This is a genomic window from Paenibacillus sp. FSL P2-0089, from assembly GCF_038595095.1.
GTDB lineage: Bacteria > Bacillota > Bacilli > Paenibacillales > Paenibacillaceae > Paenibacillus_AQ > Paenibacillus_AQ silagei.
In genome coordinates, this window is the sequence record NZ_CP152006.1 from 1,928,689 (window position 1) to 1,944,340 (window position 15,652).

Genomic DNA, 15,652 nt, shown 5'->3' on the forward strand with positions numbered 1-15,652 from the left:
GAGCCGCTGCTCTGTTGCATGTAAACCTTATTCAATAGTCATTCAGTACACAACCGTATGTATGGTTAGCTCTTTTTAGTAGAATCGCGTCTGCAGCATTGATATACTTTAACAAATAGGAGTACGGGAGGTTCATTATGCAACAGAGGGTGCTGCTGATCGAAGATGATGAAGCGATCAGCGAAATGGTTCATTCTTATTTGACCAAAGAGGGCTATGAGGTGGAGATCGCATATGACGGAGACATGGCGGTGAGCAAGTTCCTGGGCGGGCTTATTTACGATCTGGTGCTGCTGGATCTGATGCTGCCGAAGCGCAGCGGCACGGATGTGCTGCAGATGATCCGCAGCGGCAGCCTTGTGCCGGTGCTGATTATGTCGGCAAAGGACAGCGATGTGGACAAGGCGCTGGGGCTGGGCTTCGGCGCGGATGATTATATTACCAAGCCGTTCTCGATGATTGAACTGGCAGCCCGGGTGAAGGCGGCGATCCGCCGGGCCGGATATGCTGCGGCGGGAAGCGGGGCCGCAGCCGGGAGCGGAGCGCAGGGTAGCGAAGAGACGCAGCCGGAGAAGTCAAAGGGTATCGAGCTGCGCGGGCTGAGCGTGGACCTGGATAATTTCTCGGTGCGGAAGAACGGGCAGGAGCTGAAGTTGACCGCCAAGGAGTTCCACATCCTGAAGCTGTTCGTGAGCAGTCCGGGCCGGGTATTCACCAAGGCGCAGATCTACAGCCAAGTCTGGGAAGAGGATTATTATGGCGATGAGAACGTAATTAATGTACATATGCGCAGATTGCGCGAGAAAATCGAGGATGATCCCTCCCATCCGGAGTATATCAAAACGCTGTGGGGGATCGGCTACAAGCTGGGGGATGTGCTGCTGTGATCATTCTGTTGCTGGTTCTGCTTGTACTGTTGCTTGTGGTCACTACGTTACAGTTCTTGAAATCACGGCAGCATGCCCGCCAGTTGGACTACATTCACTATAAGCTGGAGAGCATTATAGAAGGCGGATCGCATGAGCGGCTGCTGCTGATGAGCAGCAGTCCGCAGGTGCAGCAGCTGCTGACCGACCTGAACCGGCTGCTGGATGTTAACCATCAGGGAGCGGCTAAGCGGAGTAAGCTGGAGCAATCCATGCGCGGAATGCTGGCGAATGTGTCGCATGATCTGAAGACGCCCCTGACGGTGGTGCTGGGCTATATTGAGACGCTGCTGCATGATGAGGCGATATCCAAGGAAGAGCAGGAACGGATGCTGCGGACGATTCATACCAAGGCAGGTGAGGTCATTGTGCTGATGAACCGGTTCTTTGATCTGGCGAAGCTGGAGTCGGGGGACCGGGATATCCCGCTCTCGCGGGTAGAGCTGGGCGAGGTCTGCCGCCGGAATATTCTCTCCTTCTATGATCTGCTTAGTGAGAGCGGCACGGAAGTGCAGATCGAGATCCCGGAAGAGCCGCTTCATATCATGGGCAACGATGAGGCACTGGACCGGATTCTGACGAATCTGCTCTCCAACGCGATTACCTACGGTAATGCAGGGGGAGTGTTGGGGCTGAAGCTGTACCCTGACGCCGGACGGGTCTGCATAGAAGTGTGGGACCGGGGCAAGGGCATCGCCGAAGGCCACGAGGATAAGGTGTTCGAGCGGCTGTACACCCTGGAGGATTCGCGTAACCGCGACTATCAGGGCAGCGGCCTGGGACTGACGATTACGAAGCGGCTGACCGAGCAGATGAACGGGACTATTTCCCTGAGCAGCCAGCCGAATGTGCGTACGGCATTTACGCTCTCTTTTCCCAGACAGTCCTTCTGAAGCTTCTTAAGAATTAAGTAAGATTTCAGTAAGAAAAAAGCAAATTCCGCCCTGTAGAATAAATACCAGGAAGAACAAGACGATGCTAAAGGGGATAACGGAAAATGACAACGATACTCCGGACATGGGATCTGACCAAGGTCTATGAGGATAAGGAAATTGTTAGCAGTGTGAATATGGAGATTAAGCAGGGTGAAATTTACGGGTTCCTGGGACCGAACGGCGCCGGCAAAACAACGGTGATGAAAATGATCACGAATCTGGTGAAGCCGACGGCGGGCGAGATTGAATTTGCCGGGGAAAATGACCCACCGCTCTTACGACATGCTTAAGCGCATGGGCAGCATTATTGAATACCCGGTGTTCTACGACAAGCTGAGTGCCCGCGAGAATCTGGCGCTGCATGGGGAGTATATGGGCTTTTATGATGCCAATGCGATAGAGGAAGCGCTCGAATTAGTGAAGCTGAGAGCCGTGGACAGCAAACCGGTGAAGAATTTCTCCCTGGGGATGAAGCAGCGGCTGGGCATTGCCAGAGCGGTCATGACCAAGCCGGAGCTGCTGATTCTTGACGAACCGATTAACGGGCTGGACCCGCTTGGAATCAAGGAGCTGCGCGAGGTGTTCCGTATGCTGAGCCGTGATTATGGCATGACCCTGCTGATCTCCAGCCACATTCTGGGTGAAATCGAACAGATTGCCGACACGATCGGCGTAATCCGTGAAGGAGTGCTGGTGGAGCAGGTGGCAATGGATACGATCCGGAGCCAGCAAACCCAGTATATCGAGCTGGTGACCAGCGAGTGCACGAAGGCTGTCTTCGTCCTGGAGGGGAAGCTGGGTCTCCGCAATTACAAGGTGCTTGACCCGCGGACCATTCGTGTCTATGAAGACATCCCGCAGCTAGAGCTGAGCCGGGCCCTGTCCGCAGCAGAGGTGGAGCTGGAGAGTATGAGCAAGAAGCATCATTCGCTGGAGGATCATTTTGTGGAACTGATGGGGGGCGTCAACCATGTTTAAGTTAATCCGGCTGGAGCTGCGCAAGAGTAAATTCACTTTTCTTAAGGGCGTGCTGATTGCGGATCTGGCCATTCTTACTGCTATGATCTTGCTGATTTTTACAGGGATGGATGATGGGGAATTCGATACTTATGGCGAGATTTTTCAAGGAGTATTCATATTTGTAAAAGCGACTTATATCGTCTTCGCCTCTGTGTTGCTTAGCAAGCTGGTCATCGACGAATACAAAAACAATACGATTACTGTGTTGTTCACGTACCCGGTACCGCGCAAAATGCTCATGGCCGCCAAGCTGATCATTGTCTTTTTGTTTACCTTCTTCGGCATTTTGCTGTCGGATATTGCCATCAGCAGCCTTCTAGCAGGAAGCTTGTATGTGTTCCCGAATGTTATTCAGGAGACATTGACCCGGGAGCTGATTACTACTCATCTGCTCAGCGCGGGGACGGATGCGCTATACGCGGCAGGCATCGGGCTGATTCCGTTATACTTCGGAATGCGCCGCAAATCCGTAACGGCCACGATTGTTTCCGCCGTGTTGATCGTCTCGCTGATATCCTCCGGCAACAGCTTCGGCGGCTTCCGCATGGGTGATCTGTTCGGGATTTCGATCACGCTTGCCCTGGCTGGTGCGGCTATTGCCTACCTCTCCATCCGCAAGATCGAGCATCAGGATATAAGCTGACATCGCCGGAATCGAAGCCGGTCCACTCTTAGAAATGAAGCAGACAGTGCGGTCCTCCTGAAGGACTTGCACTGTTTTTGTTGTTGTACAGCCCGGTTAGTGCTATGTTTTTCTGGCGACCGCTAACGTTTTTTTTGCTATAATAGGAACTAATTCAGAGAGTTCTACATAATCAGAGCGTTTCTGCAGTCTTCGGACGCTAACGATAGCAGGGTTGAAGGAGCAGCGGAGGAGGTGGGCTATGCTTAAGGACTGGGCTTCTATTCTGGACAACGCGCTATCTGGTGAAAGTGCTTATAGGGCGTTGTTCGATCATCATCCGGACTTCATCATTGTGCTGGACAGGCAGGGAAGGTACAGGGACAGTAACCGGATGTTAAGTGCCGAGGAGGCAGGCAGACTGAACGATTGCCGGATGCATCCGCCCGGTGAGGCTCATTTCGCAGCTGCCCTGGCCGGGATTACATCGAGCTTCGAGCTGGCCGCGGAAACCTCGGAAGGACATGAAGAGACGGGGAGAGGGGCCGGCGGTGCTGAGCCTGGGGGAAATTATGGTGCTGGAAGTGCGGGAAGTACCAGTGTTGGAAATGTGGTAAGTGCTGGTGCTGGAAGTACTGAGAGTGCTGGAAGTTCTCGAAGTTCTGGAAGTGCCAAGGGAACGGGAAATGCTTGCGGTTCAGGGGTTACGGTACGCTATGTGCCGCTTCACACAGACGAAGGCATTGCCGGTGTATTCGCTATCCTCCATGATCCCGGGAACCGCCCCCTGTCCAGTCTGCTGCATAGCTGGGTGAGCATGAGCAGCAGTCTTGCGGCAGGTGCTGAGCGGAATGTGCAGGCAGGAGACGAGTGTTCTGCGTATGAGGATGAAGTGGCCGCCGCGAAGGATGACGAGGAGCTGCCGCAGGCCGAATTCGTGTTCGAGATGGCCGAGGACAAACGGCTTAGCCTCATTCTGAACTCCGTCTCTGCCGGAATCTTCGGCCTGGACAACCTCGGCCGGACCATATTCATTAACCGTGAAGGGGCAGAGATGCTGGGCTACGAGCCGTCAGAGCTGACCGGGCTGCCGATGATGGAGATAATCCATTACATGCATGGAGGCGCGCCCCTCCATTCTCTGCTGGAGTGTCCCATCACGCTTACCCTGCAAGACGGAGTTACCCGCAGCAAGGCGGATGAAGTGTTCTGGCGCAAGGATGGGACCAGCTTCTTCGTGAATTACCGGATCGCTCCGCTGCTGGACAGAGGGATGATCTGCGGTGTGGTTATTTCCTTCAGCGATATTACGAACGAGCGGGAGATTCTCCGCGCCAAGGAATCGGCAGAGCGGGCCGCACAGGCCAAGTCGGATTTCCTGGCAATGATGAGCCATGAGATCCGTACGCCGATGAACGGAATGATCGGTATGGCCGACCTGCTGCTGGAGACCGAGCTTGGGGAGGAGCAGCGCAGCTACGCCGAGATTCTGCGCAGCAGCAGCTACAGCCTGCTGCAGATTCTCAATGACATCCTTGATTTCAGCAAGATGGAGGCGGGTAAGATGCCGCTGCAATCCGAACGCTTCGATCTGCGGGAGATGCTGGAGGGCATTATTGATCTGTTCACTCCAAAGGCGGAGGAGAAGAAGCTCTCTTTGCGCTGGTGGGCAGATACCAGTGTGCCGGACATCGTCACGACCGATCCGAGCCGGCTGCGCCAGATTATCGTCAATCTGGTAGGCAACGCGCTGAAATTCACCGATCGGGGCAGTGTCACCTTGTCAGTCAAGAACATCCCGCTGCCTGCCTCACCGGAATATCTGCTGGAGTTCTCGGTCCGTGATACCGGTGTAGGCATTGCCGACAGCAAGCTGAATCTGCTCTTCCAGTCCTTCTCCCAGCTGCATCCGTCCATTAACCGCAAATACGGCGGAACCGGACTGGGACTTGCCATTTGTAAGCAGCTCGTGGAGCTGATGGGCGGAACGATCTTCGTGGAGAGCGAGGAGGACCGGGGATCGATCTTCCGGTTCATGCTGCCTTTTATGAAGGAAGAGGTGGAGCTGGAGCCGGAGTTACTCTCCTGAGGGTTAACCGGAGCCGGGGGCTGACGCTCACTTGTGTTCTCGTATATCGAGGACAATCACCTGTATTCTCAACTATCAAGCCAGACAACCCGTTCCCCAAGATACAGTGGGGCGGGTTATTTCTGTTCGTTATATCGACTTTAACGCATGGGTAGCGCAAACCATTGGATTTCAGCTTGTTGCATTATAACCGGATTATAGTAAAATCAGAAAGTGCTATTACCAAATTCTTCTTACAAGGGGGAGTAACATGCAAGAGCAGATGTCACGTACGAATAAGGCGGCTTGGGAGACAAAAGCCTATCAGGCTTGGACGCAGTACCATGGTTCACCTGAGGAGCTTGCAGTGCAGCTGCAGCAGGATCCCGCACATACACTGCGGTATTGGCTCAAGTACACGGGCGATCCGTCAGGCTTGAAGGTGCTGAATCTGCTTGGCTCTCACGGCAGGAAGGCCATTTGCTTCTCGTTGCTTGGCGCTGATGTTACCGTCGTGGATATTTCGGAAGAGAACCGCTTATATGCCTGCGAGGTAGCGGAAGCAGCGGGGGTGAAGCTGGATTACATCTGTGCAGACGCAATGAATATCCCCGGAGAAGAAGCCTTGGGAACGTTCGACGTGGTGCTGATGGAGTTTGGGATTTTGCATTATTTCACTGATTTGAATGCGGTGTTTGCCTTGGTCCGCAGACGGCTGAAGGTAAATGGACGACTTCTGCTGACCGACTTCCACCCGTTCGCCAGGGCATGGCTGACCACGAAGACGCTACAGCATCCCACCGGCAATTATTTTGACGATACGCTTAGAGAAAGTGAAGTTGCGTTCGCCAAGCTGCTTCCTGAAGAGGAGCGTTCCGGCTTAGGACAAGTGGTGGTGCGGAGCTGGACGCTGGGGGATATCCTGACCTCTGTCGCTTCGCAAGGATTATATATCCGTACCTTCGAAGAAATCAAGAGTGCCGAGCACCCGGGATTCCCCGAATTCTACACGCTGGTTGCCGATGCTGTTGAGGTACTGTTAAGACCGTTATATCCTGATAGGACAACGTAATAGTATCAAGCAAGCTAACAGCAGGTCTCCATTTGGGGACCTGCTGTTAGCTTGAAGCAAGTAGGCGGAATGTAATCGAAAAACCGATCACATTGTGCAATCGTGAGGCAAGAGAGCCAAATGTAATCGAAAAACCGATCACATCGGTGCGACCCCCTTATCCCGGAGTCCTCCGTATAAAATCGGTACTTGTCGTAGATATGCTCTTTATTTCGCTTTTTCTCTCGGCCAGAAGAAGCGGGAGCGGTCTTCTAGGGTCAAGACCCATTCCGCAAAGGTAGCTGGCGGCATGTTCCGAAGGCTTGTATGCATTCTGCGATTGTTGTAGAAGTCCATGTACCGGTCCACGGCTTCATAGGCCTCTTCGAACGTGTCGAAGGCTTCTTTGCGGAATAAATCCCGATCGATATTACTGTGGAACGATTCAATAAAAGCATTTAAATCCGGCGTTCGAGGCGGAATGCGTTCATGGGTCATTTCCCAGCTTTCACACATGTCGCCAAACAGATGGCTGACGAACTGTGGGCCGTTGTCGGTGCGGATCACCGGGCGTGCGCTGTCAGGGGCGCAGTGTTGCTCCATGGCGCGTCCCAGCGTCTGGCAGGCGTGCTTGGCCTCACACGACGATCCGCGGTGGTAGCCGACGATGACACGGGTAAACACATCGATAATGCTAAGGACAAAGAAATGCCTATCGCGGCCCGCCACGTAACCGTACTTAATGTCCATCTGCCAGAGCTGGCCCGCCCCTGTAATGACCCGGTTCTCCGGCAGCTTCCGAGGGTGCTTAAAACGCTTGTGACGCTGCGGCTGCAGGATATCCAGCGCCTGACACAGCCGGTAGCTTTTCTTGTGATTGAGCCTCAGCCCGTGCTGGTTCCACAAGCACTTGGCCAGCAGTTTGTACCCGTACACGTGCTCCTCTCCAGCAATTAATTCCAGCAGCCATTCCTGGATTTCCTCGTCGCTAATCTTCTCTCCAGACTCGGTCAGGGAATAGCCGGGTACGGGTCTTCCGCGCCCCTGGGGTACGGCCTGTGCATCCTGCTTCTTGCGTTTCTTACGGTCGTAATACGTAGACTCTGCTAGCCCCACGAGACGTAGTACCAACGCTGCGGTATTCCCCTGCTTAATGAACATGTCGGCTACCTCGATTTTTTCGGATAAGCAGGGGTTGGCTTTTTTAGCAGTTCACGCAGAATCTCGATCTCTAACTCCTTTTCGCCGAGGATCTTGACGGCCTTCTCGTATTTCTGCTCCACGTCCAGGAGGCGCTTCAGTTCCTCCACCTGCTCCTGGGGATACGGATGATCTTGTTCCCCATGGGTCTCTCGGTAGTCCCTCACCCACTGATTCACCGTCGATGGGGTCACCCCATACTTGCGGGCAACCACCGCTGCCTTAATGCCAGACAACACCTCTTGCGCTGCCTTCTCTCTTGTTCCTGTTAAGTGTCCCATACCGTTCATCCTCCTCCTATATCTAGTCTACATTTTTGTGGGGGAGGACTCCAACTTCTTTAGGGGGCTGTGGAGACATTGCACTATCGTGAGGCAAGTGAGCCAAATGTAATCGAAAAACCGATTACATTGCACTATCGTGAGGCAAGTGAGCCAAATGTAATCGAAAAACCGATTACATTGCACTATCGTGAGGCAAGTGAGCCAAATGTAATCGAAAAACCGATCACATTGTGCAATCGTGAGGCAAGTTAGCCAAATATAATGGAAAAACCGATCACATTGTACTGGCGCTATGGCAAGTGGGCCCAAATGTATTGTGTGGGCCCACCCACTCTAGCGCATATACATCAGACCTACCGTAGCAGGTCCGCAGTGACTCCCGATGACGCAGCCGGCATGAATGACGGCGATTTCCTTAACATCAGTCTGCGCGCGCAGCGCGGTCTCCAGCATCTTGGCATCCTCTTCTGCCAGCGTATGGGCAATAATGAGCAGCTCCTTGTCCATATCGGCGGCATTCGCCAGCGCATGGTGGAGCATCTGTTCCACGGCCTTCTCCTTCTTGCCGCGGATGCGGGCAACGGGGACAATGGCTCCGTCCACCAGCCGGAGGACCGGACGGATCTTCAACAGGCTGCCGATAAAGTTCTGCATCCCAGAACAGCGGCCACCCATGTATAAGTAGTCCAGAGTATCGACAACGAATTCCGATTCTACCCGGTTACGGGCTTCGGTAATCATTGCTGCGATGTTGGCAGCGCTCTCGCCTGCGGCTGCGGCACGTGCAGCCTTCATGACCAGCAGCGCGATTCCGCCGCATAAGGTCTCAGAATCTACGACATGCACCCGGCCCTCCGGGAATTCACCCGCTGCCAGTAGAGCATTCTGATATGTAGAAGATAGAGCAGAGGATAGACTGATATAGACAATATCATGGCCGCTGCTGATCACCGGCTGAAACGCGGCGATGAAATCAGCAGGGGAAGGTGCAGCGGTCTTAGGCAGGGCACCGCCCGCAGCAACCCGGCGGTAGACCTCCTCGGGGGTGATTTCGACCCCGTCCTTGAAGGTACCGTTCTCAAAAACTACATATAACGGCACAATGCCGATATCATATGTGTCCTTCCAGCCTTGCGGCAAATCGGAAGTGCTGTCTGAAAAGATTTTTACGATAGACATGAATATCTCCTTCACCGATCTCGGATGAGAATACACTAGATTATGAAAACTATAATCTATTTATTATACCAAGCTTGGGAAGAATCTCAAAACAAAAAAACAGCTCCACTGTCCAAGCAGACAGCGAAGCCGTTCCCCAAATATCAGCACTGTTCTTATTTCTTCATCACCGGAATCCATACTTCACAGACATAGTCCTCTGATCTCGTATCGCCGGGCGGGTATAACTCGATCTCAGGGCCGCCGGTATGCTCGTAGCCGGTTCCCGGGAACCATTCCTGGAAAATGCGTTGCCAGACTCCTTGAATGGCATGCGGCAAAGCACCCTCGGACCGGAAGACTGCCCAGCTGGCGGCCGGAACAACAGTGGTCTCATACCCTTGTGCATCTGTCTCCGGCGTTCCTTCCACCCCGATCCAGTAGGTAAGCTGTTCCTTTTTCATATCCATATCCGTGCAGATGCCAAGCCATTCGCGGGAAGACGCAAGCTCGAGCAACTTATCGGAAGTGCCGTCCTCATTGCATTCGTCCCAGAACTGCGGGATTCTCCGGAGATTCTCCCCGTCCCGGGTAGTTACCTCTATTGATTTGCCGATGACGGTAAAAGCTGGTTTATCCACGATTTTGTAGTCCATGTCCTGATCTCCCTTCAATGATAGGTGGAACGAGATGCGGGGGAAGGCTTTGAGCTGTACGCCGGACTTACGCGCTTCCGAGGGGGTAATCCCATGGGCTTTGCGGAACGCCTTGGCGAAGGACTCCGGCGAGTCGTAACCGTATTTCAGCGCCACATCCAGCACACGGACCTTGGACACGGCCAGCTCCTGGGCGGCCAGCGTCAATCTGCGCTTGCGGATATAGTCGGCCACGGTGAAGCCGGTCAGCATACTGAACATGCGCTGGAAGTGGAACGGTGAGACAAAGGCCACCTCAGCCACTTCCTCAATGCGCAGCGTTTCAGTCATTTTCAGCTCCATATAGTCCAGTGCATTCTTCATTCGGATCAGCCATTCCAAGCTCCCCATCTCCTTCTGAAATCATCCTATCATACCACCGCACAGATGTTCCTGTTATTATCTGCTCATTCATGACAGGGTTCTGCCTGCGTCCTATCCACCTATGATGTCATACTTGAAGGGGTTTGTCAGCATTCGTTAGACTACCCGATCCGGCAGGCTCTAGGATTAGTCACTTTTCACCTTCCAGGGTGCGGGTATAGGCATAGATATATTCATGCTCCGGCAAGAGCAGCTCATAATCGCCATAGACCATAATAAGATGCTGCTTGCGCAGCTTAATCAACTGCTTATAATAGTAAAAAACGGAGTCCGCATCAGCCAGTGCCTGCTCCCCATTAATCTCGGTGTAGCGCGGGCAGATCTGGTAGACTACGGCTTCTTTCCAAAAGGTTCTTTTCATAAATGTAGCTCCATTACCATGGTATATTAGGTTTATAGGTTGCAAGGGAATGGAGGGATTGGATTGACAATTCAAGCGGTTCTTTTTGATCTGGATGGAACATTGCTAGACCGGGATACATCCCTGTTAAAGTTCGTACAAGATCAATACAGGCGTTACCCGGAGCTTCAGATTGTTGATCATGATTTGTTTGTTCAGCGCTTTATCGAGCTTGATAATCACGGTTACCTGTGGAAGGACAAAGTATATCAACAGATCATACAAGAGTTCTCTATTCGGAATATAGACTGGAACTTGCTATTGGATGATTACTTATACAACTTCCAGCAACACTGTACAGGCTTCCCGAATTTATTAAGTATGCTTACTGAGCTGAAGAATCATGATCTGAAGATTGCGCTAATCTCGAACGGTTATGGTCAATTTCAATACGATAATTTCAAGGCATTGAACATCGGGCATTTATTCGATGAGGTGCTTATCTCCGAATGGGAAGGACTCCGCAAGCCAGATCCGGCTATTTTCCATCGTGCATTAACAAGATTAGGTGTAGACGCGGGCAATGCTCTTTTTGTTGGCGATCATCCGGATAACGATATTCGGGCAAGCCGCGAAGCGGGAATGAAGGCCGTCTGGAAACGGAATCAACAGTTTGTCACAGTGGCCGAAGCGGATGCAGTTATTGATGATTTGGCAGAATTAGTGGAGCTCTTATTGAAAAAAGCCCCGAAGAAGCCATACATCTTCGGGGCTGATAAGCTTACACCGTGACGGAAGCGCCCCCGGCACTAACGCTACCCAGTCCATTCACCGTATATTCCTTGCCGTGAATGGTGAGGGCTGCCGGAACCTCGGTTTCGTTGCTGACGGTAACCTGGGCATCGGTCACGGTCACTTTTAGCCGCGAGCCGCGGAACATGATTTTGAACGAATAAGAGGTCCAGTGTCCGGGGTTAGACGGGTTCAGAACCAGCCGGTCGTTCAGCACGCGAAGTCCGCCGAAGCCGTGAACAACGGACATCCATGTACCCGCCATGCTGGTTGTATGGCAGCCGTCCTCCGTATCGTTATTGTAATTGTCGAGATCCAGGCGTGAGGTCCGCAGGTACATCTCATACGCCTTCTCCTTGTAGCCCAGCTCACTGGCCAGAATGGAATGGATGCAAGGGGAGAGGGAGGACTCATGCACGGTGATCGGCTCGTAAAAGTCGAAGTTGCGCTTCTTGGTCTCCAGATCATAGCGGTCGCCGAGGAAGTAGAGTCCCTGAAGCACATCTGCCTGCTTGATGAAGCAGGAGCGCAGAATCCGGTCCCATGACCATTTCTGGTTCAGCGGCAGGTTCTCCGGCAGCACATCCTTGACCTGAATGATCTCCTTGTCAAGGAAGCCGTCCTGCTGGAGGAAGATTCCGCGTTCCTCGTCAGCGGGATAGTACATTTTGCCGATAATCTCACTCCACTTGGCCGTTTCACTCTCCAGCAGCTCCAGCTTGTCGGCCAGCTCAGCGTAACGCGAACCCTCATTCTCCTGCACATAGGCCAGAGCCTCAAGCGTGTATTCCATCGTCCAGGCGGCCATCCGGTTCGTGTACCAGTTGTTATTGACGTTATTCTCGTATTCATTCGGGCCGGTGACGCCCAGCATCACGTATTTGTCCTTATGCGCCACATAGTTCACACGCTCCTCCCAGAAGCGCGCAATCTCCACCAGCACCTCCAGGCCGTATTGAGCCAGATAAGCCTTGTCGCCGGTATAATTCACATAGTTATAGATGGCATAGGCAATCGCGCCGTTGCGGTGAATCTCCTCGAACGTAATCTCCCACTCGTTGTGGCACTCCTCACCGTTCATCGTGACCATCGGATAGAGCGCGCCTTTGCGGTAGCCGAGCTTACGGGCGTTCTCCTTGGCCTTCTCCAGGTGCTTGTAGCGGTAGATCAGCAGATTGCGGGCAATCGCGGAGTCGGCGGTACTGAGATAGAACGGCACACAATAAGCTTCCGTATCCCAGTAGGTGCTGCCGCCGTATTTTTCCCCGGTGAAGCCCTTCGGCCCGATGTTGAGCCGGTCATCCTCACCCGTATACGTCTGATTCAGCTGGAAAATATTGAACCGGATCGCCTGCTGCGCCGACACATCACCCTCGATAATAATGTCGCTCTCTTTCCACTTGTCGCCCCAAGCCGCAGCCTGTTCTGTCAAAAGCGCCACAAACCCCGCCTCCCGCGCACTTTGCAGTGCCGACCCGGCGGCATCTACGAGCTGTCCCAGCCCGTAATTGCGGGAGGTAACATTCGCAGCATACTTATAAATAACCAGCTGTTCGCCGGATTGTACCGGAACATTCACTGTACTGCCCACATATTTGTCCTGCTCCAGTACCTCTGCTTCGGCCGCAACCGGCTCCCCATTCAGCAGAATGTCGAAGACGAAGGCGGAGGTGACATGGAAATCAAGCTTTTTGGTCTTCAGGGTCAAATGTCCGCCTTCTGGTCCGGCCTTCTTCTCCACTTCGTTCCAGAACTTCTCGTCATAGTTGGAGTCCTTGTTCTTGATATCGCCGTCCAGGTAAGGGGTTACGGTAATATTCCCTGCAAAATTGAGCGGAGTGAGCGAATAGCGGATCGCCCCGATCTCCTGACGGACCATACTGACGATGCGGATGCTCTCAACCTTAACGATTTTGCCGTCTTGAGTGGTTGCGGTGAAGCTGCGTGAGAGCGTGCCTTCCTTCATATTGAGTACGCGGCGGAACTCTGTAACTGTGCATGTAGCCAGATCCAGCGGGGTCCCGTCCAGCTCGATGTTAATTCCGATCCAGTTGGTGCTGTTCAGCACTTTGGCAAAATACTCCGGGTACCCGTTCTTCCACCAGCCGACCCGTGTCTTGTCAGGGTAATAGACCCCGGCCATGTAGCTGCCTTGCAGGCTGTGCCCGCTGTATTGCTCCTCGAAGTTGGCTCGGCCGCCCATGTATCCGTTCCCGATACTAAATACGCTTTCGGATATTTCCTGAGTCTGCGGATCAAAGGATTCTTCGATAATGGACCATTCGTTGATTGTTAAGTATTGTTTCATGATTTTGGCTCCTTTAAGGGGGATATGAAATGAACCGTGTGCCTCAGTCTTGCCGGTACGTGCAGGCCGCTCCGAATGCGAAAGGATGTTACGATCGCTGTTGTCCCCGGATGCCTGTATTCAAGCTATAAGGTCAGCATCCGGGGACAAAGGCGAACGCTGGCGCTTCTGCACATTCCTTTCGCTTTCTGCGCTGATCACGCACCTAGGAGATTTCACACACCGTTCTTTTACTGATGGTAGGGTAGAAGATGCAAGTGCAGCATCCGCTCTGACTGATGATCTAAACTGATGATCTGAACGGATGATCTGAACGGATGAGTGCAGGGAGTAATTGACGCTTTCTGCACCATGAGCGAAGCTCAGAGGTTCAGACTTAGAGTTAGTTGTATTCTGTGCATTAAAAAGTTGCGATTAGAGGGACTTGAGTCGTTTAACTGTAGTCTGTACAGGCGTGTTGATTACCCATATTATGGGATGACAAAAACACCTAAATGTTCTTTACGCCTGAGCTGATTAAGCTGAACCTGCCACTCCAGCGGAAGATTAAATATACGCCAGTACTGCATAAATTCCCATAGAGTCAGCTTAGCAAAGACCGGTACCTTCGGATGAATTTCATCAAAAATGTATTTTAGAAGCACATACGCGGTAAGGGCCACAAACAATTGGCTATACACTGCATTTTCGGTGGTTCCAAACAGACAAGGGACATTCAAATGCTGTTTCACCCAGCGGAAAAAGACTTCAATCTCCCAGCGTGCTTTGTAAATTTCAGCAATCACGTGAGCGGACTCTTTTCTCAAATCAGTGACGACCCGTACGACTTCGCCCCGGTCATTTTCAAATTCAACGACGCGGTGGCGCTGGGCGGATTGGTGTTTCCCTTGACCGATATAACAGGTGATATCGCGTACAATTTTGGTGTCTCCCTCTGCCGGTCGATGACGTTTTCGCGGCAACACCAAGTGGAGATTGTCTTTCAAACGAATCACAAAGGACTGACCTTGCTGCACATATTGATCCAATCGACCGATTTTTCCATATGCCCGATCCTGGACTAGAAGGTAGTCCTTATCGGCCAAGACTTCTCCAAATGGAGCGTCATTGCGCCGGGCAATCGATTCGACCACCTTCACGGGTGAATGCTGTCCATGCGAGAAGGCCACATGCAGCTTGATACCTCCTCTGAATTTTTTATACGGAGCCCAAGACATACGGGAGTTTGCCGCCGTAACTGTCGTAGAGTCAATAAGCAGAAGATCTTTAGGCAGATTCAAGTGCCGCCGGGTTTGCCGGTTACATTTCTGGACGAGCATTTGAAACAAACGCTTGAAGATATCGTAAGGCACTTCACCGGCTTTGCCCGAAAGAGTGGAGTAATGAACCTTGGGCAAATCGTAGTTCGAGCCCACCCGAGCACTTTGACGAAAGCCATCCCATTTGTGGTAGCAGGCTTGGATAAAGTAGTCGAACAACACACCGACAGTCATTTTGATTCCTGTATCCTCGTAGTTCTTGGTTTGCCCAGTCACCATTTCGACTTCTTCCGGAGTTAATACTTGTTTGAACACGGCCAGGAATGGGGTATTATTATTCATGAGGTCGCCTCATTTCGGTTTGGTTTGGTCGTACTTACCATTACCCGAAATGGCGGCCTTTCTTGTCCCTTTTTTTGGAAATCAACACGCTTATAGTCTGTACAACTAAATCTGCCCTAAAAGGTCATATCAGCTTAAAAGGGATAGCATAATTGTACAAAGTACAACTAAGCCGATAACCGGGGGATAAATTGGCAATATAGTTGTACAAAGTACAGTTAGGTTGTCCGGCGGACTAGAGATGCCGCTTGAGCAGAAGGGCTTACGG

The 15,652-nt window shown here is 52.4% G+C and carries 13 protein-coding genes and 1 pseudogene; 7 read left to right on the plus strand and 7 right to left on the minus strand.

Features of this window, described 5'->3' with window-relative positions; translation table 11 throughout:
* Positions 1 to 137: 137 nt before the first annotated feature.
* The 6 genes and pseudogenes from NST69_RS07770 to NST69_RS07795 all read left to right on the plus strand — a co-directional run bounded on the left by NST69_RS07770 (position 138) and on the right by NST69_RS07795 (position 6,643).
* Entirely contained in the window at positions 138 to 887 is a 750-nt protein-coding gene (locus NST69_RS07770) for a response regulator transcription factor (protein ID WP_342548923.1), read from the plus strand.
* Positions 884 to 1,819: a sensor histidine kinase gene (locus NST69_RS07775; RefSeq protein ID WP_209872862.1), complete on the plus strand. Its 936-nt coding sequence runs from the start codon at positions 884 to 886 to the stop codon at positions 1,817 to 1,819. Before NST69_RS07770 ends, NST69_RS07775 begins: the two co-directional genes overlap by 4 nt.
* A 104-nt stretch (positions 1,820 to 1,923) precedes the next feature.
* Positions 1,924 to 2,839: pseudogene (locus tag NST69_RS07780) on the plus strand (ABC transporter ATP-binding protein).
* A complete protein-coding gene (locus tag NST69_RS07785; RefSeq protein WP_342548924.1) occupies positions 2,832 to 3,524 on the plus strand; it encodes an ABC transporter permease in 693 nt (230 codons plus the stop codon). Before NST69_RS07780 ends, NST69_RS07785 begins: the two are co-directional and overlap by 8 nt.
* 241 nt (positions 3,525 to 3,765) lie before the next feature.
* On the plus strand, positions 3,766 to 5,592 hold the full coding sequence (locus NST69_RS07790) for an ATP-binding protein (protein ID WP_342548925.1): 1,827 nt from the start codon (positions 3,766 to 3,768) through the stop codon (positions 5,590 to 5,592).
* 250 nt (positions 5,593 to 5,842) lie between these two features.
* The gene (locus tag NST69_RS07795) at positions 5,843 to 6,643 is read left to right on the plus strand and encodes a methyltransferase domain-containing protein (RefSeq protein WP_339255017.1); all 801 of its coding nucleotides are present in this window, start codon (positions 5,843 to 5,845) and stop codon (positions 6,641 to 6,643) included.
* Between the two features lie 207 nt (positions 6,644 to 6,850).
* Here NST69_RS07795 and NST69_RS07800 read toward each other — a convergent pair whose 3' ends face one another.
* The 5 genes from NST69_RS07800 to NST69_RS07820 form a co-directional block, all read right to left on the minus strand.
* Positions 6,851 to 7,783, minus strand: a complete 933-nt coding sequence (locus NST69_RS07800; RefSeq protein ID WP_339310604.1) for an IS3 family transposase — start codon at positions 7,781 to 7,783, stop codon at positions 6,851 to 6,853.
* 5 nt (positions 7,784 to 7,788) lie between these two features.
* Positions 7,789 to 8,103 (minus strand): helix-turn-helix domain-containing protein, encoded by a 315-nt coding sequence (locus tag NST69_RS07805; RefSeq protein WP_339310606.1) that lies wholly within the window; start codon positions 8,101 to 8,103, stop codon positions 7,789 to 7,791.
* A gap of 336 nt (positions 8,104 to 8,439) precedes the next feature.
* Positions 8,440 to 9,285: a DegV family protein gene (locus NST69_RS07810; protein WP_342548926.1), complete on the minus strand. Its 846-nt coding sequence runs from the start codon at positions 9,283 to 9,285 to the stop codon at positions 8,440 to 8,442.
* A 155-nt stretch (positions 9,286 to 9,440) separates the two neighbouring features.
* Entirely contained in the window at positions 9,441 to 10,301 is an 861-nt protein-coding gene (locus NST69_RS07815; RefSeq protein ID WP_342548927.1) for an AraC family transcriptional regulator, read from the minus strand.
* Between the two features lie 172 nt (positions 10,302 to 10,473).
* The gene (locus NST69_RS07820; RefSeq protein WP_342548928.1) at positions 10,474 to 10,704 is read right to left on the minus strand and encodes a hypothetical protein; all 231 of its coding nucleotides are present in this window, start codon (positions 10,702 to 10,704) and stop codon (positions 10,474 to 10,476) included.
* 63 nt (positions 10,705 to 10,767) lie between these two features.
* Here NST69_RS07820 and NST69_RS07825 point away from each other — a divergent pair, with 63 nt between their 5' ends.
* Positions 10,768 to 11,475, plus strand: a complete 708-nt coding sequence (locus NST69_RS07825; protein ID WP_342548929.1) for an HAD family hydrolase — start codon at positions 10,768 to 10,770, stop codon at positions 11,473 to 11,475.
* Here NST69_RS07825 and NST69_RS07830 read toward each other — a convergent pair.
* Together NST69_RS07830 and NST69_RS07835 are read right to left on the minus strand one after the other, a co-directional pair.
* Complete coding sequence (locus NST69_RS07830; RefSeq protein ID WP_342548930.1) at positions 11,465 to 13,783, minus strand: glycoside hydrolase family 65 protein; 2,319 nt, start codon at positions 13,781 to 13,783, stop codon at positions 11,465 to 11,467. The two genes, NST69_RS07825 and NST69_RS07830, sit on opposite strands and share 11 nt — an antisense overlap.
* Positions 13,784 to 14,253: 470 nt before the next feature.
* Positions 14,254 to 15,384, minus strand: coding sequence for an IS4 family transposase (locus NST69_RS07835; protein ID WP_342547723.1), 1,131 nt, complete (start codon positions 15,382 to 15,384; stop codon positions 14,254 to 14,256).
* Between the last annotated feature and the right edge of the window lie 268 nt (positions 15,385 to 15,652).